The following is a 20,855-nucleotide window of genomic DNA, read 5'->3' as shown; positions in this document are numbered from 1 at the left end:
TTGGGAATTCGGTGGATGCCAATTATCGGCGTTGCACTTGTTTTTCTGTCAATTGCATGTTAAAATCTGATTGTTTTTTTAAAGAAGGAAGAAAAATTGAAAATACGTGAAAAATTTACAGTTCCGGTCATCATACTGGTTGTTCTGACTCTATTTTTAGTGGTCTCGCCGCTGGGAAAAGTTATTTGCGCCACCGGCAGTGACCTTTATTTGAAAATAAAAATACTAAACGATATCATTGGCATCGTGAACGAAAACTATGTCGAAAATCCCGATTGGGACAAAGCGATGGACGGCGCATATACCGGATTGTTAGAGAGTCTTGATCCGCATTCGGTCTTTATCGATCAGAAACAAATGTCCAAAGTGCAGGAAGATTTTTCAGGAAAATTTGAAGGCGTCGGCATTGAATTTGACGTACTCGACGGCTTTATCACGGTTATTTCGCCCATCGCGGGCGCACCGGCGGAAAAAGCCGGTATAACGATCGGTGATAAGTTCGTGAAAATCGACGGCGAGTCCGCTTATAAAATCAAGCGCGACGACGTCGTAAAAAAATTGCGCGGACCCAAAGGATCTAAAGTCACCGTTACCGTTCGCCGCGAAGGAACGGAAGATTTCGACGTCGTTATCATTCGGGATGAAATTCCGCTTTATAGCGTTTCGGCTTCTTTTATGCTGGATGAAACCACCGGATACATTTTTCTGAACCGATTCAGCGAAACGACCGAAGACGAAGTCGAAAAAGCGCTCACCAAACTCGAAAGAATGGGAATGAAACAGTTGATCTTCGATCTGCGGAGCAACAGCGGCGGGTTTCTGGATCAGGCGGTGAAAATCGCCGACAAATTCATCCCCGGAAGGCAAATGATTGTCTATACAAAAGGCAGAATAAAAAACTCTAACGAAGAGTTCTATTCGGGACGCGATGAAAATCACGGCATGTTTCCGCTGGTCGTATTAATCAACCGAGGTTCGGCAAGCGCCAGCGAAATCGTAGCCGGCGCAGTTCAGGACCTTGACCGCGGAATCGTTGTCGGCGAAACCAGCTTCGGCAAAGGACTCGTGCAACGTCAATTCCCGCTTCGCGACGGCGGAGCAATTCGAGTCACTGTCGCTCGGTACTATACACCGAGCGGAAGACTTATCCAACGTCCTTACGTCGGCAATATTGCCGATTATTACGAGACGTTCGGCGAAGAAAACCGGGATTCTATTCTCGCGGTAGAAGATACGGTCAAACAGCGACCGGAATTTAAAACACTGATCGGCAGAACGGTTTACGGCGGCGGCGGGATTACGCCAGACTACCATGTGAAATTTATGCAAAATCTCACCGGTGATACTTACAAGTTGCTCAGACACCCATCCCGGATACTGTTCGAATTCAGCGCAGATTTTGCCAAGAGAAATCCGCAGTATCAAGCCGAAAACCAAAAAGATTGGTTCATTGAAAAATATGAAATTAGCGCGAAGACATGGGATTCTTTCAAACAAGCCGTGAAGGATAAAAAGATTGACGTCAGTCTGACAAATCTCGACAAGGACGCCGAGTATATTAAAATGATGTTAAAAGCAGAAATATCTAAAAGTTATTGGAGCTATGACGAGTATTACAAGACAATCAGATTGAAAGACAATCAGGTCATAGCGGCCAAACAATATTTTAAAGAAGCCGAGAAAATGACTTTGAAATGATAAATTGCACACCTAAAATACCGTTAATATTTGCCGAATTGATTATTGACTTTTATCAAAATTTGGCTTAAAATACCAAGCATTTATTTGGAATTTGAAACAATGAAATGGAGGATTTAAACTCATGGTTGCACTATTTATACGTGGCGGATATTTCATGTGGCCTATTTTGCTTCTTGCAATTTGGGGTTTTATGATCGCTTTTGAGAGATTTTATACACTGACAAAATCCTCAATTATCACAAAGAAATTCATCCCTAAATTAACCAGCACGCTAAGAGAAAATGGCGTTGATGCCGCGAAAAAAGTCTGCGTAGAAACATCCGGACCTATCGCCGAAATTTTCGCCGCTGGACTCGAAAAAGCCGACAAAGGCATTTCCGAAGTCGAAAAAGCCCTTGAAGCGACAGGTGCGGTCGAACTGGCATTTCTGGAAAAAGGAATGATCTGGTTATCGACGGTCATTTCCCTTGCCCCAATGTTCGGATTCGTCGGAACGGTATCCGGAATGATCGGAGCCTTCGACTCCATCGCCAAAGCCAACGATATTTCTCCCGCCATCGTCGCCGACGGTATTGCCGAAGCCCTGTTGACCACCATTTTCGGTCTAATCGTTGCCATGCCGATGCAGATCTTTTACAACATTTTTATGTCGCGTATCGATGCTATTAGCGTCGAAATGGAAGAAAGTTCAATTACTTTTCTCGAAACACTGAAAACAACTCTCGATACAAACACAAAACAATAAGAATCGTCCACTATGGCCCTCATCAAAAAGAAAAAAATCCCCGATGCCGATATACCGACCGTCTCTCAGGCAGACATTGCATTTCTTCTTCTTCTCTTCTTTATGGCTACATCGACGATGGATACAGAGAAAGGACTTGGCATCATTTTACCGCCGGAAGGCGGCACTATAGAAGTTGCCAAGAAGAATATTACGAATTTGGTCATCGATCCTCGTGGAAAAGTTCTCTTGAACAATAGAGAGATTGAGATTTCTGATATCAAAAATTCAGTTAAAGCGTTGACTTCCTTAAATCCGAAAATGATCATCTCCGTCAAATCTCATCCATTAACCAAGTACAGTGTCTATATCAAAGTTCTGGATCAGTTGAAAATGGCAGACGCCCGAAGGATTTCAATCGCAGAATAGGAATATGTTCGATGAAATTAATTAGAAAAACAAAAGCTAAGATGACTATTCCTCAAACATCGTTGCCGGATATCGTCTTCATGCTTCTCTTCTTTTTCATGTCGGCTACAACGATGAGAGATTACGAAGGATTAAACATCGTTCTGCCTGTTGCCAGACAGATCGAAAAACTCGGTTCTGATACACACGTTTCCACTCTCTGGATCTCTAAAGAAGGCTTATTATCCGTAGATGGAAAATTGATAGAAATCAATTCTATTCGGACAATCTTTTACGAAAAACGTACAGCCGATCCTCAATTAACGGTTGCGATTCGATCCGACGCTCAAGTCACGATGGAAAGGATCCACAAAGTGCATAAGGAGCTAAGATTAGCGGATGCTTTAAAAGTCAATTACTCAGCCGATAGAGCAATTTAAGGAGAGTTAAAATGATTGTTAGAGTCAATCCGGAAAAAAGTTTAAAACTACGATACAATTTTATCCTCAGAGTTGGAATGGTCGGCGCTCTGTTATTGACGATCGTAACACTTGTTGCTTTCCCGAGATTTCAGGAATCGGCGGTTGCTATTAAAAAATTGGAATTCGTCATGGAAACCACCGATGTACCGATCATTGAACAGAAAATCGATCAAGCCGCCGCTCCGACGCGTCCGGCAATCCCAATCGAATCAGAAAGAGAAGACTTTTCCGAAGATATTACGATCGATGAAACGACCGACCTGAGCGATTATCAGGCATGGGAAGCCCCGCCTCCGCCACCGGAACAACACGAGGAATCCTCCGGGCCACGAATTCGGTTCATTCCTTACGAAAAAGCTCCGGAACCGCTCGGTGGATTTGCCGCGATTCAAGCGAACGTCATTTATCCGGAAATCGCTCAAGAAGCTGGAATTGAAGGCACCGTAATTGTTCAGGCATTCATCAATGAATTTGGAATTGTAGTGGAAACCGTAGTTCTCAAAGGCGTTCCGAACACGGGACTCGACGAAGCCGCCTGCGCCGCGATTAAGAAAACGAAGTTCAAACCGGCGCAACAAAGAGATCAGAATATTGGCGTCTATATTTCCATTCCGATTATTTTCAAGATCAAGACGAATTAAGTTTCACAATCCAAAAATTGCACAAAGAGAGACGATTCAATCAATCGCCTCTTCTTTGTTTTAACGCCAAGTCTTTTCCCTCCAATGGAAAATGGGTTGACATTTATTCGAGAAGACCGTAAAATCGTTCGTCGGAAAAAGGAAAACGAGAAAAATATTTTGAGCAAAATTAACCAAACAGACAAACCCAAGCGATATTCGATCACGTGGAAAAGCGTCGAATCGGTGGAAAAATACTCCATAAACCGGTACAAAAATCTCGACCAACGATGGGTCAGCTGGCGGGAAAAACGAATCGTCAACCGGATATTAAATCATCTCAGATCTGCAAACCAGACGCTTCTGGACATTCCAACTGGATATGGTCGTTTTACGGAACTTTTTCTAAAAAACGACTTTTCCGTGACAAATGGCGATCTGAATCTCTATGCACTGGAATATCAGCAAAAACTGCATCGCGGTTCGACGCGCGTCGTCGTCTCGGATGTCAATGCAACGCCTTTTAGAAAAAACGAATTCGACGTCGTTTTTAACTTTCGCCTACTTCAGCATTTCAAAACTAGCGCCGAGCGGCTTTCTACCCTCTCAGAACTATATCGCGTGACCAAACGTTGGGTGGTTATTTCCGTCTATCTGGAATCTTCACTTCACCGACTGAATCAAAAACTCTCTTCGCGTCCGAGAAAAATGACAATGGCAACTACCAAAGACTGGGAAAACGAGGTGAGCGAATCCGGCATGAAAATCGTCGATTCATGGTGGGTTTTGCGATTCTTCCACGCAAATAAAATTTTTCTACTGGAAAAACAAGTATGAGCAAATGTTGGCAACGACAATCGTCAATCTCCAATCGATTTTAACCTTGATTTCATTTCGAGGGATTATATGAAGAAACTATTTCTGTTTTTCGCGGTGGTTTTTTCAGTTCAGGCGGCTGAACTGATTGATTTGCCTTTTATTTTTCAGCGTCCGCTGAGTTACGGAACGGTTCCAATCTCTGTAAAATGGTCTCCGAACGATGCAAAGTTGGCATTTCTTTGGAACGAAAAAGGTGAACAATTTCGGGATATCTATATCAAAGACATCGAGTCAACCGGTATTCAACGGATCACTTCTTTTGGGAAGAATCTTTCACTTTCACCTACAAATATTATCCGGAACCTTGTATGGTCGCCGGACGGAAAATCAATCATTTTTGAATTTCAGAGCGACATTTATCAATGTGGCATCCGAAGGGACGATAAACCGGCAATTTGGATTCCATCTGCATCACACCCCTCTTTTTCACCCACCGGTAAATATATCGTTTATGAAAAAGACTCCGATATCTGGATACAGGAAATTTCCTCGGGAAAAATCATACAACTCGCCTACGCTTTGTCGGTTGACAATACGCTTGCAAGCCATCCATTGTTTGCCGAGACTCCTCGTTTTCAATGGTCATCCGATGAAAATTCGATTGCATTTATCGAAGCTAAAAATAAACAAGCGCCCTGTTTAGTCATTCGCCAAATAAAAACGAGTCAATTGCGAAACGCCGATATTCGTTTTCCTATCCATCCACAAACGATCGTTCGTGATTTTCAATGGGCGCTTGACAACCAATCCATTGCCATTGATGAAATCGCCACAGACCTGAGCGAGCGATATCTTTTACGTTTCGATGTCCGGCAATCTGTTGTTGATACTTTATATCGGGAAACCAACCCAAAACGAGTGGGAGCGTTTGGCGGAAAAATTTTCTGGATCGATGGCGGACAAAGCTTGTTGTTTGGTTCTTCAGCAAACGGATACGATCATTTGTACACTGTCAAAGTTGAATCCCGTATCGTCTCGGCTTTGACACGCGGTCAATTCGATATAATCGATTATTCGGCTGAAAACCAAAAACAAAAGATATTTTACACTTCGGGTGAAGTCGCGACCGAAATACATATCTTCAGCGTCGATCCCGCAACTGACAAGTCCGAAAAATTAACGTTCCGAAATGGTGTCCATTCATTCATTACTTCCAATTCAGGAGAAAAAATCGCTGAGGTTTTTTCGAGTTCTCAACAGGTTCCGGAATTATTCTGGTCGAACGCTACGCCGAAAAGTAAGATGGTCAGAATTACCCAATCAATTTCGCCAGAGATGGAAGATTATCAGTTGAAATTGCCGCTGACTAAATCCGTTCGCAATCCGCAAACCGGGAGGTTAATCTATTATCATTTGTGGTTACCTGAAAAAAACCTCGTTTCATCCAAATATCCGGTTATCTTGAATATTTTCGAAGAGACTCGATCCCAAAAAATCCACGACGCTTGGAGCATTAACGGTTTAGTAAATCAATGGCTTTGCGACCAAAAATTTATCGTCGTCGAGATGACTGTTCGCGTAATAGACGCCGATTCGATCGGGCATTCAATTTCCGACATGAAAATAGTTTTAAAAGAGATCAGTAAATATGATTTTGCCGACGTCAATCGTGCCGGTATTATTGGAACGCACTTTGGCGGATACGATGCAACCGTTGCGATGTTCACTGCACCTGAATTGTTTAAAGCGGGCGTTGCCATCACAGCGCTCCCCGAATGGCAGGAAGAAATGCCAACCTGTGAGCCAGATATTTTACCATTTCTTTTCGATCATGTCGATACCGAAAAAGCATTAAAAAGACTGGATTCTTATCCGAATCTTACCGGACATTTATTATTTATTCAAGGTGCCGAAAGCAGTATTGAAGCGCTTTTACCAACGGTGACTCTTGCGGAAAAAATGACGGATGCGCGGAAACGCGTCGATTTTATTTTTTATCCGTGGAAAAATCTGCATCTCGAGGCTGATGAGACTACTATCGATTTATATCAAAAGATTTATGAGTATTTCCGCAGATATTTGCGATAGACGGCGTCAAAAGGTATTTAGGCATCAAGTCAGCGTGGCATTGTATAACCAATCAACCAAGCGCTGACAGGTTTAATCTACTTAATTAACCTAATCAACCTAATCAACCTAATCAATCCGCCGGTGGCGGACAAGCCCAATCTACCTATTCAACCGGATCAACCTGATTTTCAATTGGGAAGCGAATTGGAAGAAACCGGTGGGAAACTGGGCTGTGATTCCTTATCCGGTAAAATAATCTCGCCGAATTTCGATTCGAATTTGGAAATATTTTCCTGAAGCGTAAATAGCAATGTCTTAGCGTGAATAGGCGTCATGATGATTCGGCTCTGAACGATCGCTTTGGGGGCTCCGGGCATCAAGCGGGCAAAATCCAGAACGAATTCCGCCGGCGAATGCGAAATCACGGTAAAATTGCTGTAATTCCCTTCGGCTTTAGATTCGGGGATTTCGATGTTTAATTGCTGAGGCGCTTTTTTCTGTTCCATGATAATTATCCTAACTGTTTCAATAATTAGTATTTAGAACCTTCACCGGAATTTTCTTCATCCCACTCATCCTCATTGGGAAGATTATCGTTGCCAAAGAGTTTCCACGGATCCTCCGCTTCGGCTTCTTCGGAGAGGCTCTCATTGAGTTCAGTGTCGTCTTCAAATTCATCCCAGACTTCTTTCCGCTTCTCGAACTTAGATGGATCGATGTCAGGTTCATCGTAGTCTTCTCGCTCGCTTTTAAGCATTTCCTCGCCATACAAGCTCATATCGAAAAAATCGATGTCTTCTACAATGTCATGGAACACTAGGAGTTCGAGAAAATCGAGGTATTTTGGATCGCGAAGATTGGTCTTGCAATGCGGGCAGATGAGCGATTTTTTCAAATCCTCTTCTTTAAGTGGATGGTTACATTCGGGACAAACTAAATCTTCCATACTAACTCCTCTTCAAAAGTGGCGATTAATATAATCCTCGATATCCTATCCGTCAAGGTATATTTTTTCATTTCGTTTCTCCGGAAAGAATCCGAATCTGGTCGTCTAAAAGTGACTTGATGCGCTGATAGCTGGGCTCAATTATATCTTTATTTTTTTTGATCAACAGATTGAAGATCGAGGCTGTGGCGGAGGAATGAAATCCGATTCGCATCGCCGCTCCGCAGTTGTAAACCAGATACGCGTTGGTCGGATTCGGATCGGATGATAAATCCACCGCCGCCGAATATTCATATTGAAAAACATCCTGAGCCAGGTGGCCAAATGGCAGGCGGGATTCATCCAAATCCGAGTTGAGGATCGGAAAAAACAGAGAAAGGTCGATATTCTTCAGGACGGGAAAAAAGGATTGATAAACGCAGACTTTAATGAAAAATGCATTATTGATGATAAACGAGAAAAGCATCCGCTGTGCGATTTGAAATTCATCTGGGGCAAACGGCAAACAAAGGAGCAGGTACTTCCTGTCGCGTTTTAGTTTTTCACCTTTCAACTCGTAAAGAGAAGATTGACGGATTATCCGCTTCGCTGTTTTTTTTGTAATGCTCATCTCAATTGTCCAAATATTTCTTTTCGTTCGTCCTGAAGCGATCGTGATTTCAATCTAAATTCTTGTCCGAAGATAACAGATTACTTGAAAAAAACAAATGGTTTCTCAAGCCCATCGGAAACGCGCCTCACTTTTACCACTGAGTTTTTCATTTGTTTCATTCTTCCGATTCAATTAAGATAACGATGTAATCTTGATACCGTAGAAATTTTCAAAAGGAGTAAATGATGAAACGTTTCCGATCGATCATTGTCATTCCAACTGGACTGATCATTCTGCTTCTTGCCTGTTTGACCAACGCTCAAACCGAACTTGTAGAACTTAAGACGATCATCCCCGATATTGAATTAGACATTCGTTACGCAACGACAAATAATTTTGTCAGACAGGTTCTTTATCCGTCAAATCGCTGTTTTTTAGTTCGGGAGGCCGCAATTGCACTGAATGAAGTTCAGGCAGATTTAAAAACAAATGGCTACAAACTGAAAGTCTATGACGGATATCGTCCGCTTTCTGTTCAGCGGCGCATGTGGGAAATTTTTCCGAATCCCAACTTCGTTGCCGATCCGAAAACCGGTTCCCGCCACAACAGAGGTTATGCGGTAGATGTAACGCTAATTACTATCGATGGAGATTCTATCGATATGCCGACACCATTTGACGATTTCACCGAAAAAGCCAGTCGAAGTTACCAAAATCTTCCTGAGTCAGCGCTAAAGCACCGACAAATTCTGGAAGACGCAATGGAAGCGCATGGGTTCACCGGTTTGTCAAGCGAATGGTGGCACTTCGACTATCAAGGTTATGAAAACAAACCCAATTTAGATATTCCCATCGATCAAATTTCAAAATGAGGTCATCATGAATCAAAAGCAGGCAATCAAAAAATTGCTAATCGGACTATTTAGCCTGACACTCATTTTCGGACAGATATTAGTTGCAGGCGATCATCTCTTAAGCGGTCAAGCACAGAACGCCGGATTCGATCTTGAAAAACTCCAGCGCGTCGATGCAGTGATTCAACAACATATATCGGATGGAAAAATCCCCGGCGCCACGTTGCTCATCGCACGAAAAGGTTACATCGCATATCGAAAAGCATACGGCAACGCCCAACTGACACCAACCGTTGAAAAAATGACCGAAGATAAAATATTTGACATGGCTTCCTGCACAAAACCGGTTGCAACAGCTTCCTCCGTTATGCTTCTTGTTGAGGAAGGGAAAATACGTCTCGCAGACCCGGTGAAACTGTACATTCCTGAATATACCGACTTTATCGATTCCGTCGGAAAGAAAGACGAACCCATCCGGGTTTACCATTTATTGACGCATACCTCCGGTTTACCGCCTTATACTAATGCAAACGCATTGAAAGAAAAATTTGGCTCGCCATGCCCCGACCAGCTTGTTCAAACTATCGCGACAATCAAGAAACAGAATCCGCCCGGAAAGGTCTTTGATTACAGTTGTCTCGGATTCATCACGCTTGCTGAGATTGTTCACAGAATTTCTGGTAAAACGATTGATGAATTTTCGCAGGAACGCATTTTTACGCCACTTGGCATGAAAAGCACCCTGTTCTGCCCGCCGGAAAAATTCCAGCCACGCATCGCGCCGACGGAAGTCATCAATGGAAAACCGTTGAGAGGATTCGTTCATGATCCGCTCGCTCAACTCATGGACGGAAAATCCGGAAATGCCGGACTCTTTTCAACCATCGACGATCTGGCAATCTTCTGCCAAATGCTATTAAATGGCGGAACCTACGGCGGAACGCGTATTTTTTCGCCGCTGACCGTTCAAGCAATGACATCGGTTTATTCAGATCTCGCCTTCGCTGGACGCGGACTCGGATGGGATGTGAACTCTGCATACAACTCGAATCTCGGCGATCTGTTTCCCGAAGGAACATTCGGTCACACCGGCTTTACCGGCACATCGATCTGCGTCGATCCCAAAACCGAAACGATCGTCATTTTGCTGACGAACGCCGTTCATATACCAAACAGCAGCGCCATTCGGCTCCGGTCACTGGTGGCAAATATTGTTGCGGCGAGTATTGTAAAATATTAGCGGTTTCCGGATTATTCAACCGTGACCGATTTTGCCAAATTGCGCGGCTTATCGACATTCAAACCTTTTTGATCGGCAATTTCGTATGCCAGCAGTTGTAACGGTATAGCATTGAGCAAAGGCGATAAATCCTCATCTGTCTTCGGAACATAAAAAATATGGTTTGACAAAGCGCTGATCAGTTTATTCTCACAATCTGTGACAGTCAGAATTATACCGTGACGAGCCTTGACTTCCTGCATATTCGACAGGACTTTATCGAAAACTTGACCATTTGTCGCTAAAAATATAACCGGCATATTTTCGTCGATCAGCGCAATCGGCCCGTGTTTCATTTCTGCCGCGGGATATCCTTCGGCGTGAATGTAGGAAATCTCCTTTAACTTTAACGCTCCTTCAAGTGCAACGGGAAAATTGATGCCCCGTCCGAGATAAAGTGCATTTGTCTTTTGCAAGTAATCCGAAGCAATTTTCGCAATTTGTGATGCACTGTTGAGAATTTCCCTAACCTGCGCCGGAATTTGAGTCAAATTTTTGATGAGCGCATCCGAGACTGGCAGACTTTTTTCCTGCCGAAACCGGAGACTTAACAGCAACAGTGCCATCGTCTGACAAACAAACGCCTTTGTGCTGGCGACGCCGATTTCAGGTCCGGCATGAAGATAAATTCCGGAAGTCACTTCGCGGGCGATCGTCGAGCCGACAGCATTCACAATTCCGATGACCTGTGCGCCAGCGGATTTGGCCTTGCGGAGAGCCGCTAACGTGTCCGCTGTTTCTCCCGATTGCGAGATAACGACGACGAGAACATTCTCATCAATAATGCCTTGCCGATAGCGAAATTCGGAAGCATAATCAACTTCCGCTGGAATGCCCGAATATTTTTCAAAGTAAAATTTCCCAATAAGAGCCGAATGCCAGCTAGTTCCGCAGGCAGTGAGAAGAATTCGTTTAACTCTTCCGAAATCGACTGATAAAGAAAGTTTGATCTGGCCATCCTTGATCCGACCTCGAAGCGTGTTCAGAATAGCTTCCGGTTGCTCGTAGATTTCCTTGAGCATGAAGTGCTTGAAGCCTCTTTTCTCAATCTGACCGGCCGTCCATCGGATTTCCTGAACTTCGGGCGTGATCGTGCTTCCGTCCAATTTTCGAATGACACATTCCGCTTCTGTGACGGTGGCGATTTCGTTGTCGTTCAAATAGACCACCTTTTTAGTATGTTCGACAATCGCAACGGCGTCCGACGCCACAATCGTCTCGTCCTGACCTAAACCGATGACCATTGGCGAGCCTTTCCGGGCAACGACAATTTTATTTTCCAAACGGTGAAGAACAGCAAGGCCATAGGTTCCTTCGACATTTTCCAGAGCCGCCGCAACGGCAGATTCCAGATTTCCACGATAGAATTTCTCAATCAGATGCACAATTACTTCCGAATCAGTTTCCGATGCGAATTTGTGCCCTTCCCGCATCAGCACCTCTTTTAAAACCGAATAATTCTCGATAATGCCGTTATGAACAATGGCAATCGACCGGTCGCAGGAAAGATGCGGATGCGCGTTGACTTCATTCGGCTCGCCGTGAGTCGCCCAGCGCGTATGAGCAATTCCGATCCGACTATCAGTGACGCTGGAATCAACGGCTTTTTCCAGTTCCAAAATTCTGCCTTGGCGCTTGACCGTCACCATATCAGTTCCGGTAATGACAGAAAAGCCCGAACTGTCGTAACCGCGATACTCCAACTTTTTCAACCCATCTAAAAGAATCGTCAATGCCGGACGATTGCCAATGTAAGCGATGATTCCACACATATCAGTTTGCTCCTATAAAAGAGTGCAAAAACGGACAGCCGATTTGTCCGAAAATTTATTATTTTTACAAATCTATTTCCTTTAAAGTGACGACCGTTGCACCCCAACCGCCGCCTGTTTCATCCGAAAGTCGGTAAGAATCGACTTCCGATGGCATTTTCTCTAAAAAATGATGAACAGTTTCCCTAAGAGCGCCGGTTCCTTTGCCGTGAATGATCCGAACCTGAAAAATGCCGCGCCGACGACATTCGGAAAGATAATCAGCCAACAATTCTTTCACTTCGCGCGGCTGGAAAGTATGTAGGTCTAGCGTTCCGTCGATCGGAATTTCGATGGAATTGGCGTTTTCCTCTTTCAAATTTACCAGTCGAAAAGCATCTCGCGCCTCCGAAACGAATTTTTCCACCAGTTGCCGCACTTTATCGCCGTTTGAATCTTCGACGCCTGTGTGCGCATCGACCGCCGCCGGTCTAACATCCAGAATGGCTTTCCGGACGTTTCCGGAATTCAGTCCGCCGGCGAGAATCACCGGTTCGGGCGAAAATTCAACCAACTTCCGGCTGATGTTCCAATCATGAGTTCTGCCGGTCGCGCCGCTGGCGCCGGTTTTCGGATCGTACGAATCAAGAATAAACGCATCGACCAGCGACGAGAAACGTTCGACATCGATGGATAATTCGGTCAAACCCGTTTTGACGATCAGGCTTTTAATGAGGCGAAGTCGCGGACGCTGTTGTTTTATCTTGACGAGTTCCGGTATCGTAATCATTCCGTGAATCTGGACAATCGACAAGCCGAGAAAATCTGCCAGATCGAGAATCCCTTCGGCGCGATCTAAGTACGTAATCAAAATAGACTGATCGGCGATTTTCAGATTTTGAATAATTTCGGCGACTTTTTCGGACGGAATATCTTCCCGATGAACGGCTAATTTCAGCGGAAATCCGAGAAAATCGACGTCGCAATCCATCAGCATTTTTGCTTCAGAAAGGCTTTTAATCCCGGCAATCTGGACGCTGTTTTTCGGGAACGACATGTCGCTCATCTCAAATTGATGTAAAGTCCCCACGAGGCGTCCGGCTCGCTGACAAACGTCATTCGCTCGTTTTTCGTCGGATGATTGAACGACAACAAATAGGAATGAAGCGCGATGGCGGTACCGTCATTGAATTTGGTTTTTGAACCGTAACGAAGATCGCCGAATACCGGAAATCCGCGATGCGCGAACTGAACGCGAATCTGATGATGTCGCCCGGTGACAATTTCAACCTCGGCGAGTGAGTAGCCGTTTTCGTAATTCAGTCGCCGAAAATGCAACTCCGCAGGTTGCCCCTTGCCGCTTTTCACAATTCTGCTCGTCACGTTGTCACGCAGAATGTCGTCCTTCCATGTTCCGGAGTCGGGAATTTTTCCTTCGACGAGAACGCGGTAAATTTTCGTCACTTGCTTCGTCTGAAATTGCACAGTCAGGCGCGCGGCGGCTTTGGAAGTTCTGGCAAAAACGACCACTCCGGACGCCGGTCTGTCGATGCGATGGACGAGCCCGAGGAAAACATCGCCGGGTTTTTGATATTTCTCTTTGATGTAACTTCTGGCAATCTCCAAAAGTGTAATATCACCGGTTTGATCGCCCTGCATCAGAGTTCCCGCCGGTTTGTCGACAACCAGCAAATGATTGTCCTCATAGATGATTTTTAACGATGGATTCGGTTGATTTTTCATAATGGCTAATTTCCGGCAATTCGGCGGAAATGCCAAATCATTCCGCGCTACGGCAGAGCCAGAAACCGGTTGAAAAGTCGCAATAGGACGGATGATAATGACGGTAGGCAATTGTGCATAAAAAATCAGGCGGTTAAAAATAATATCCGAGATTGATCTGATGCTGTTGTCCGCCATGATTTGTATATTCCACTCCCGGAGTTTTCTTGGTAAACCGGATCGGACTGTCGTCCAGGCGCCGGCCGATTGGGATTAATTGTTGGAAATTATAGGTCAATCCAAACGGACCTTTACGCCATTCCATTTCCGCGTGTAAATCCAGCAAATGTAGACTGTATTTGAACGGGTAATCGAGTGGGGTAGATTCAAGGCCAAGCATCAGGTCGGCTGTTCCTTTAATCCAGAAATCGTAAAGAGCGTGGGTATAAACTGAACCAGCTCGGATATTGATATTCCGGAAGTCGAAGTTGTTATCGAAACCAATCTGCTGGCTGAAGGACCGTCCGTGTGAAAAATTAAATTCAGCCGAATGGGAAATCGGAAAAAATAAATAATATCCAAGGACTGGTGTACGCAAAAATGAATCGAGATCGTAATTAGCAATCGACAGACCGCCGGATATTTTCCATTTCTGTTTTTCGATATTAATATTGATAGCAGAACCGGAGCGACCAATATCTCCCTGGCCGAGAGTTTTCAGATCAGTAATATTAGGACGGTTATTATCGATAAAATAATCGATATTATCCCTGAAAAATGTAATTGATATATCTTTTAGCAAAGATTGATTTGGGAGTAAAGAAAAGCGATAAACCTTATCGAATCCGTTCATAGGAATATCTATCCGCCGTTTCCCATTTTGACCTGAATTGATATAGTTAATCCGCCAGTCAGAATCGAAACCCGCATAATGCATCGAAACGCCGATACGCCAGCGCCTATTCAACCTGGTCGAAGCCCAAAAGGAAAAACCGGTATTTTTCAGACTCAGAGTACTGCCCAATTCCCTTCCGAAAGTCGGTTCGAGCAAGTCAAAGAAATACTTATTGGTTTGGGAGTCTTCGGACTCGGGAAAGGATTTTATGTTTATCGTGAAGGGCATGTTGCTCTGACTGTACTCGGTACCCAGGCTGAAGATACTGGATCCTCGTGAAATAATCCAGCGGGCGTCTATTCTGGTATTCGCGATCCGGCACCGGCTGATAAGGCTGGTCTCGTCATTAAGATTATTGAAATACAAGAAATCTTCGGCTAATTCACCCGTGAAAAGATGACGGGTCTTTCCTATTTGCCAGGGCAATCCGAATTGCACCCTATTACTTTGCTCAGCCAGCGTCAGGGTTGTTTTGCCATAGATTTTTTTGCGATATACGTCATCGTAACCAGTCGAAAAGGAAATGTATTTTTCATGATAGTATGACTCGGAAGACACACTCTGATTAATTTGCGGAAAGCCCATCAGGCTGTAAATCGACTCGTACCATTGGCCGGCGAAAACTGGCGCGCTGATTAATAGAACCGTAAAAAAAGTGGGGAAAAGTTTTCGGCTTTCCCCCACATAAAACATGCGGATTAAGTGCAATCCCGTTCCTATTTAAGCAGTGTCATCTTCCGGATAGTCTGATGACCATTAATTTCCACCGTGGCAAAATATATTCCGGAGGGATAACGAGAAGCGTTCCATGTATAAGAGTACTTTGAAAAACCGTCCCTTTTACTTCATGGTCAATATTTTCACAATTTTAAAATTTCGGTGGTCATTTCTAGCCCGAATGATCCCAGATACTGTCCAGTCGATACAGTTTTTAGCATTTTCCCTTGTCAATTTCTATCATTTTTACCTGCTTTCTGAAGGATTTCACCTTCGGGACGTACCTGTCCAACTAAGCCGCCATTTTAATCAAATAACTGCCTCGTAATAGATTATAGACGATGCAATTCATCATGAACCTCAACTCATTCCTCGCCAGATTCCGAGCCCTCGCACATTCGTAATTCAGGATGCGTTTCATATATGCGAATGGATGCTCAACCTGCGACCGGATCGACGAGTGTCGTTTATTCTGTCTGATCTGTTTCTCCGACAATTTATGTCCTCGTTTTCCTTTGTTCAGGATTCCATAATAAATCCCTTTTCTTCGAAAGTCACGTTTACCCTTGTCACTGAAATATGCCTTATCTCCAAATACAGATTGCTCGTCACCGCTGATTAAATCTCCCATTTCCTGACTGTCGTGAACATTGGCTGATGTCAAAGACGCCCGCCGGATCAACTTGCTTTTCACATCCGTTCCAATATGTCCCTTATATCCATAATGATATTTCCCGTTCTTTTTCGTCGATCTGGCATCCATGTCGATCCCTGAAGTTTGGGTTGGATTCTTTTGTAGTTCCTCTCTTTTTTTCTCACTCAATGGGCGATTGTAGGACTGTATGATCGTCGCATCCACTATGGTCCCTTTCTTTAATATCAACCCCCTCAACTTCAAATCGTCTAATATTAAGTCAAATATTCTGCTTAACAGTTTGTGCTCTGTCAAAGCCTCTTTAAATCTCCATATCGTGCTGTAGTCCGGAACCTTCATATCAAGTCCTATTCCTGCAAATCGCTGAAACGAGAGTCGGTCATTTAACTGGTCTTCTAACTCTGGATCAGACAGATTATACAAATATTGCACAAACAGAATTTTCGCCATCATCAAAGTCTCTTTTCGCGGCCGGCCTCCGATGTGTTTATCAGTCTTATCAATTACTGAAATTAATTCAACAAGACGATCCCATTTTACGATCTTATCTATCTCTGTTAATTTCATTTCCGCTTTCGTAACAATCCGATTTTGACTGGCTTGATAATCTCCAAGACTCAACTGGTACATTTGACGTTCAACTCCCTTTTTTAAACAACCCAAATTTACCAAAATCTGAGGTCCTTATGAAGAGGTTTTGCAAAGAATTCTATAAGTGATCCGGCCAGCCGCCATCCGGTTGTTTACGAGTTGTTCGACCGTACGGCCTTGCAAATCAACAATGGATAATTTCACGACGGATTCCTGCGGCAGATCGAATTCGATATTCGTCATCGGATTGAACGGGTTCGGATATATCGGGTAGAGTTTGAACTCAGTCGGTAAAATCTGGTCTCTCTTGGCTATGCCGACCTTAAAGCGGTCTGGGAACATGCCTCCCAACGTACTGTCGGTGCCCATGAAGAAATTCTTCATCATTGTTAGGAAACTGGTCGGCGGATTGTCGAACCAAGCCGATATATTGACCCGCTCACCATCGATCATTACCGTAGAATCCGGAGTTGCAAAATCTTCATACAGACTCCACGCCATGTCAGCCGACATTGCGGACATAAATTGCATATTTTCGGCATTCATATCAAAGTCATCCTGATAGGGTTCCATGGCGACGAACAGATCATTCAGATTATCAAAGAATATTCCGAAATTCTCGAACGTGTCTTCCAACCAGTCACCTATTTCATGAAATTTTCCAATACCATAAGGAGTGACAGTCATAAAATCCGGATTGGATTGTTCCAATATATTGATCATATCCATTGGGCCTTGTACATTAGAGAAATCCAAATACTCAGGATCGAGATCCAGAATAAACATCTGGTCGAGTTCGTTGTATAAACTTGTCAATGCATCGGCCATCATTGACATGGCTTTACACGCCTGTTCAATCGCCTCAGTTGCGAGGTAGACCTGAGAGACGGTCAGATAATTAATTGAAAATTCACTGTCTTTACCCAGAACATAGGAATCCAGACCATCATCATAAGTTTTGACCAAAACCACATAATTCGTTATATCAGGACTTCCGATATACTGATCGACATGATAGCGGATAACGTCAATCTGATCCTGCACGTCGAAATCGCTCCATTCATAGGTGGCGAGCAGGCTGTCGATCCGTCCGTCGGAGATCATTTTCATGACCGACTTGATGTTACCGAAATATTCTTCATCGTTCAATAAATCGTATAGCAGGGTCAGCGCCAGACCAAAATGTTCGTCGGGTGTCAGGGGGGTAAGTGGCGAAGATTCTTTAAGCGCCAGCGCCGTTTGATAGGCATGTAGCTTGGTCTCAAATTGTTCTCTTGTGTCATTGGCATTCAGAATAATATCGGAAGCGATCATGGCATACATGTCGGCAGTCAAGCCGTTCGGGAAAGTATTATAAAAGGTGTAAGTCGATTGCTCTCCGCCGCGATAGTAATCCTTGTAGACACCCATCGGTCCGTCATGGTGTGCCAAGCTCTCGATGATGCCTCTGGGCCGAATGACTTTATTTTCCGCCTCAGGTCCGATTGGATAGGTTTTACCGCCCAAAAGGGCGTCGATTTCGGCAATGCCTTTTTGGAGCGAATCCATCCACGCCAGTTCGAATTCAAATGGAGCAAACGGTTGATTCCAGAGTAATACCTAAATGCTGTCGATCAAAGCGCTTAATGAATCGAGTCCTTCCTGAACGACTGTGACTCCCGGATCAATGGCGGTGCTGTTATTATTCAGCGAATCAAGAATCTGGGTAAATCCGCTGTCAAGGGTCTTGGCCATGGTCTCGCCGAGTGTAGCGATCATTTTTTGCCGATCGAAAAACGTTCGGGAAAAAACAAACAAGGTGTCTTCATATTTGGAGCCCACTATCTGGACTTTAAATTCAAAGTCAGCAGTGCTATCATAGACGGTGCTCCAGTGATCTCCAAAGGCTTCCATCAGCGGGCTGGTTTTTTCTCCAAAGTAGTCGATAGCCTCACCCATTTCATCTGCCAGCATGCTATTGTTAGTCAACCATTCATCGATTGAATCACGATAGGCCGGATAAGTACCAGATTCGAAGAATTCAGTCAGGTTCAGTACAAATGCATTCGGATTACCGGCATCGAACACCGGAAAAATATCTGTGATGGTTTGATTAACTCCCAAGATAATATTGTCACTCATTTTTTCCATTAAATATTCAAGATCATTGACCAGAGTGTCGCCATTAACATAGGTACGAGCGGCCTGGATAATGGCCAGTCCCATGTGGGCTTTCATGGTTTGAGCGTCGTCGACTCCCGGCAATAACTTTAGAAACTCAGTTTCCATGCTGTCAAGATAAACGTTATATTCCAACGTAATTTCTTTCTGGAGAATGAGATCAGGGACTTGAGCAAAAAGGGTGGTCGCAAAAATCAGTGCAACTAAAAAGGGCATTTTTAACAATTTATTCATAACTCCTCCGTTTAAGACTACTATAATTTAGCAACATTTTGACGAGAAGATGTTATCAATCTCACAGAATTGAACATTTTTCTTCTCAGGGGCTGGTTCGAAAATCAAACAACCCGCTTTAAATTTGTCCACGTTACGGCAGATCGGAAAACCGGTTGAAAAGTCGCGATAGTATGGATGATGATGACGGTAGGCGATGTGCAAAAATTATCACCACTTGATTTGAAATGTCTTTTTCACGCCTTTTACCCTTTTTCAAAAGAATCTTATTTGCGTTGGATTTACCGACATCTTTAGAAAAAACAAATCCATGAAATAATTGCCATAAATGCCAAAAAAATGCTCAAAAAATTTGCATCCTGGATTTATATTATGGCTCAGGATGTTGAAAACAGTTCTTAAACCCCGCCGAAAACTAAAGCGGGAGCAGATTTACTGATGTCTTATCAACCGGCTCGTCTAATTCTCGAAGATGGAAGCGTTTTTCACGGATTTTCTTTTGGCTTTCCTGCGTCGTCCGCCGGCGAAGTCGTCTTCAATACCGGTATGACCGGTTACCCGGAAGCCCTTACTGATCCGTCGTATTTTGGTGAAATTCTTACACTGACCTATCCGCTCGCGGGTAATTACGGCGCCCCGATTTCAGCATATCCGGATTTCCCGAATCCCGATTTTGAAAGCAATCAAATTCAGGTGCGCGGTCTCGTCGTCGCTGATTATTCAGAATCGTTCAGCCACTGGCATTCCAAGCAAAGTCTCTCAGATTGGCTTATCGCACAAAAAGTCCCGGCGATCACCGGAATCGACACGCGCACGCTAACGCAGATTCTTCGGAATAAAGGCACGATGCTTGGCAAGATCTTTATCAACGACGATATAGAATTTTACGATCCAAATCAGCACAATCTAGTCTCGGAGGTCAGCCGGAAGGAATCCGAAATTCTGGGCAAAGGGAACAAGCGAATCGCTTTAATCGACTGCGGCGCCAAGCGGAGCATTTTCTCTAACCTGATTAATCATGGATTCGAGATACTGGCGCTTCCGTGGAATACCGACATTTCAGCGTACGATTTCGACGCGATTTTAATTTCAAACGGTCCCGGCGATCCCACTATGTACGCCGAAACAATCCGCTCGGCGAAATTCGCATTCGACCATAACATTCCGACATTCGGCATTTGTCTGGGACATCAGATCATGGCGCTCGCCGCCGGCGCAAAAACGTTCAAACTGAAATATGGTCACCGCGGACAAAACCAGCCGGTTATCGATCATCTTTCGGGTCGTTGTTATATTACGTCGCAAAATCACGGCTACGCTGTAGAAAAAGAGACTCTTCCACGCGATTGGCAGGCTTGGTTCAGCAACTTGAACGACCAAACAAATGAAGGAATCATCCATCGTTCCGGTAAATACCTGAGCGTACAGTTTCACCCGGAAGGTTCTCCCGGTCCTGTCGATACACGATTTTTGTTCGATCGCTTTTTGGAATTAATTAAGTGAACCCCGAATGGACACGAATAAACGCGAATGATTAGAAATATATGATTTTCGCCCGTGAAAAAACACAAAGCGACAAAAAGGGTTTTTACAAAGTCAGCAAATGAGAATGAACAAAATTAATTCTGAATATCT

Annotated in this window: 20 protein-coding genes and 1 pseudogene; 10 read left to right on the top strand and 11 right to left on the bottom strand. The window is 44.1% G+C overall.

Features of this window, described 5'->3' with window-relative positions; genetic code table 11:
- Positions 1-96 precede the first annotated feature (96 nt).
- The 7 genes from COT43_01190 (at position 97) to COT43_01160 (ending at position 6,842) form a co-directional block, all read left to right on the top strand.
- On the top strand, positions 97-1,698 hold the full coding sequence (locus COT43_01190) for a S41 family peptidase (GenBank protein PIS30722.1): 1,602 nt from the start codon (positions 97-99) through the stop codon (positions 1,696-1,698).
- Positions 1,699-1,822: 124 nt separating this feature from the next.
- A complete protein-coding gene (locus tag COT43_01185) occupies positions 1,823-2,446 on the top strand; it encodes a flagellar motor protein MotA (protein ID PIS30721.1) in 624 nt (207 codons plus the stop codon).
- 12 nt (positions 2,447-2,458) lie between these two features.
- Positions 2,459-2,854 (top strand): biopolymer transporter ExbD, encoded by a 396-nt coding sequence (locus tag COT43_01180; protein PIS30720.1) that lies wholly within the window; start codon positions 2,459-2,461, stop codon positions 2,852-2,854.
- A gap of 11 nt (positions 2,855-2,865) precedes the next feature.
- Entirely contained in the window at positions 2,866-3,273 is a 408-nt protein-coding gene (locus tag COT43_01175; GenBank protein PIS30719.1) for a biopolymer transporter ExbD, read from the top strand.
- A gap of 11 nt (positions 3,274-3,284) precedes the next feature.
- Positions 3,285-3,956: a hypothetical protein gene (locus tag COT43_01170; GenBank protein PIS30718.1), complete on the top strand. Its 672-nt coding sequence runs from the start codon at positions 3,285-3,287 to the stop codon at positions 3,954-3,956.
- 84 nt (positions 3,957-4,040) lie between these two features.
- Positions 4,041-4,772, top strand: coding sequence for a hypothetical protein (locus COT43_01165; protein ID PIS30717.1), 732 nt, complete (start codon positions 4,041-4,043; stop codon positions 4,770-4,772).
- A gap of 69 nt (positions 4,773-4,841) precedes the next feature.
- Positions 4,842-6,842: a hypothetical protein gene (locus COT43_01160; GenBank protein PIS30716.1), complete on the top strand. Its 2,001-nt coding sequence runs from the start codon at positions 4,842-4,844 to the stop codon at positions 6,840-6,842.
- A 170-nt stretch (positions 6,843-7,012) separates the two neighbouring features.
- On the opposite strand, the gene COT43_01155 is transcribed toward COT43_01160, so the two are convergent.
- The 3 genes from COT43_01155 to COT43_01145 form a co-directional block, all read right to left on the bottom strand.
- Positions 7,013-7,330 carry a DUF3467 domain-containing protein gene (locus COT43_01155; GenBank protein ID PIS30715.1) on the bottom strand — a complete coding sequence of 106 codons (318 nt, stop codon included), beginning with the start codon at positions 7,328-7,330 and terminating at the stop codon, positions 7,013-7,015.
- A 26-nt stretch (positions 7,331-7,356) separates the two neighbouring features.
- The gene (locus tag COT43_01150) at positions 7,357-7,770 is read right to left on the bottom strand and encodes a hypothetical protein (protein ID PIS30714.1); all 414 of its coding nucleotides are present in this window, start codon (positions 7,768-7,770) and stop codon (positions 7,357-7,359) included.
- 67 nt (positions 7,771-7,837) lie between these two features.
- On the bottom strand, positions 7,838-8,380 hold the full coding sequence (locus COT43_01145; GenBank protein ID PIS30713.1) for a hypothetical protein: 543 nt from the start codon (positions 8,378-8,380) through the stop codon (positions 7,838-7,840).
- A gap of 227 nt (positions 8,381-8,607) precedes the next feature.
- Here COT43_01145 and COT43_01140 point away from each other — a divergent pair, with 227 nt between their 5' ends.
- Positions 8,608-9,234, top strand: a complete 627-nt coding sequence (locus tag COT43_01140) for a peptidase M15 (GenBank protein ID PIS30712.1) — start codon at positions 8,608-8,610, stop codon at positions 9,232-9,234.
- A gap of 7 nt (positions 9,235-9,241) precedes the next feature.
- A complete protein-coding gene (locus COT43_01135; protein PIS30711.1) occupies positions 9,242-10,456 on the top strand; it encodes a hypothetical protein in 1,215 nt (404 codons plus the stop codon).
- Between the two features lie 11 nt (positions 10,457-10,467).
- Here the strand turns inward: COT43_01135 and glmS are convergent, their stop codons facing one another.
- From glmS to COT43_01095, 8 genes and pseudogenes are all read right to left on the bottom strand, one after another.
- Positions 10,468-12,267 (bottom strand): glutamine--fructose-6-phosphate transaminase (isomerizing), encoded by a 1,800-nt coding sequence (gene glmS / locus COT43_01130; GenBank protein PIS30710.1) that lies wholly within the window; start codon positions 12,265-12,267, stop codon positions 10,468-10,470.
- 64 nt (positions 12,268-12,331) lie between these two features.
- Positions 12,332-12,625, bottom strand: coding sequence for a DNA mismatch repair protein MutS (locus tag COT43_01125; GenBank protein ID PIS30754.1), 294 nt, complete (start codon positions 12,623-12,625; stop codon positions 12,332-12,334).
- A 9-nt stretch (positions 12,626-12,634) separates the two neighbouring features.
- Positions 12,635-13,303 (bottom strand): annotated as a pseudogene (locus COT43_01120) (N-(5'-phosphoribosyl)anthranilate isomerase).
- Positions 13,304-13,308: 5 nt separating this feature from the next.
- Positions 13,309-13,989: an RNA pseudouridine synthase gene (locus COT43_01115; protein ID PIS30753.1), complete on the bottom strand. Its 681-nt coding sequence runs from the start codon at positions 13,987-13,989 to the stop codon at positions 13,309-13,311.
- A gap of 133 nt (positions 13,990-14,122) precedes the next feature.
- Positions 14,123-15,556, bottom strand: coding sequence for a hypothetical protein (locus COT43_01110; protein PIS30709.1), 1,434 nt, complete (start codon positions 15,554-15,556; stop codon positions 14,123-14,125).
- 316 nt (positions 15,557-15,872) lie between these two features.
- Positions 15,873-16,865 (bottom strand): hypothetical protein, encoded by a 993-nt coding sequence (locus COT43_01105; protein ID PIS30708.1) that lies wholly within the window; start codon positions 16,863-16,865, stop codon positions 15,873-15,875.
- Positions 16,866-16,919: 54 nt separating this feature from the next.
- On the bottom strand, positions 16,920-18,374 hold the full coding sequence (locus COT43_01100; protein PIS30707.1) for a hypothetical protein: 1,455 nt from the start codon (positions 18,372-18,374) through the stop codon (positions 16,920-16,922).
- Positions 18,375-18,425: 51 nt separating this feature from the next.
- Positions 18,426-19,220, bottom strand: coding sequence for a hypothetical protein (locus COT43_01095; protein PIS30706.1), 795 nt, complete (start codon positions 19,218-19,220; stop codon positions 18,426-18,428).
- A 438-nt stretch (positions 19,221-19,658) separates the two neighbouring features.
- On the opposite strand from COT43_01095, the gene COT43_01090 reads away from it, so the two are divergent.
- Positions 19,659-20,723, top strand: coding sequence for a carbamoyl-phosphate synthase (glutamine-hydrolyzing) small subunit (locus COT43_01090; protein PIS30705.1), 1,065 nt, complete (start codon positions 19,659-19,661; stop codon positions 20,721-20,723).
- Positions 20,724-20,855 lie beyond the last annotated feature (132 nt).

The sequence above is a fragment of the Candidatus Marinimicrobia bacterium CG08_land_8_20_14_0_20_45_22 genome, from assembly GCA_002774355.1.
Lineage (GTDB): Bacteria > Fidelibacterota > UBA2242 > UBA2242 > UBA2242 > 0-14-0-20-45-22.
Note: the sequence above shows the minus strand (reverse complement) of the source record. Positions and strands in the feature narration are given on the sequence as shown.

Excerpts from the sequence above, each read along its gene's own strand:
- COT43_01185 (PIS30721.1), top strand. The coding sequence starts at position 1,823 with ATGGTTGCACTATTTATACGTGGCGGATATTTCATGTGGCCTATTTTG.
- COT43_01180 (PIS30720.1), top strand. The coding sequence starts at position 2,459 with ATGGCCCTCATCAAAAAGAAAAAAATCCCCGATGCCGATATACCGACC.
- COT43_01175 (PIS30719.1), top strand. The coding sequence starts at position 2,866 with ATGAAATTAATTAGAAAAACAAAAGCTAAGATGACTATTCCTCAAACA.
- COT43_01170 (PIS30718.1), top strand. The coding sequence starts at position 3,285 with ATGATTGTTAGAGTCAATCCGGAAAAAAGTTTAAAACTACGATACAAT.
- COT43_01165 (PIS30717.1), top strand. The coding sequence starts at position 4,041 with ATGGAAAATGGGTTGACATTTATTCGAGAAGACCGTAAAATCGTTCGT.
- COT43_01160 (PIS30716.1), top strand. The coding sequence starts at position 4,842 with ATGAAGAAACTATTTCTGTTTTTCGCGGTGGTTTTTTCAGTTCAGGCG.
- COT43_01155 (PIS30715.1), bottom strand. The coding sequence starts at position 7,330 with ATGGAACAGAAAAAAGCGCCTCAGCAATTAAACATCGAAATCCCCGAA.
- COT43_01150 (PIS30714.1), bottom strand. The coding sequence starts at position 7,770 with ATGGAAGATTTAGTTTGTCCCGAATGTAACCATCCACTTAAAGAAGAG.
- COT43_01145 (PIS30713.1), bottom strand. The coding sequence starts at position 8,380 with ATGAGCATTACAAAAAAAACAGCGAAGCGGATAATCCGTCAATCTTCT.
- COT43_01140 (PIS30712.1), top strand. The coding sequence starts at position 8,608 with ATGAAACGTTTCCGATCGATCATTGTCATTCCAACTGGACTGATCATT.
- COT43_01135 (PIS30711.1), top strand. The coding sequence starts at position 9,242 with ATGAATCAAAAGCAGGCAATCAAAAAATTGCTAATCGGACTATTTAGC.
- glmS (PIS30710.1), bottom strand. The coding sequence starts at position 12,267 with ATGTGTGGAATCATCGCTTACATTGGCAATCGTCCGGCATTGACGATT.
- COT43_01115 (PIS30753.1), bottom strand. The coding sequence starts at position 13,989 with ATGAAAAATCAACCGAATCCATCGTTAAAAATCATCTATGAGGACAAT.
- COT43_01110 (PIS30709.1), bottom strand. The coding sequence starts at position 15,556 with ATGTTTTATGTGGGGGAAAGCCGAAAACTTTTCCCCACTTTTTTTACG.
- COT43_01105 (PIS30708.1), bottom strand. The coding sequence starts at position 16,865 with ATGTACCAGTTGAGTCTTGGAGATTATCAAGCCAGTCAAAATCGGATT.
- COT43_01100 (PIS30707.1), bottom strand. The coding sequence starts at position 18,374 with ATGGATTCGCTCCAAAAAGGCATTGCCGAAATCGACGCCCTTTTGGGC.
- COT43_01095 (PIS30706.1), bottom strand. The coding sequence starts at position 19,220 with ATGAATAAATTGTTAAAAATGCCCTTTTTAGTTGCACTGATTTTTGCG.
- COT43_01090 (PIS30705.1), top strand. The coding sequence starts at position 19,659 with ATGTCTTATCAACCGGCTCGTCTAATTCTCGAAGATGGAAGCGTTTTT.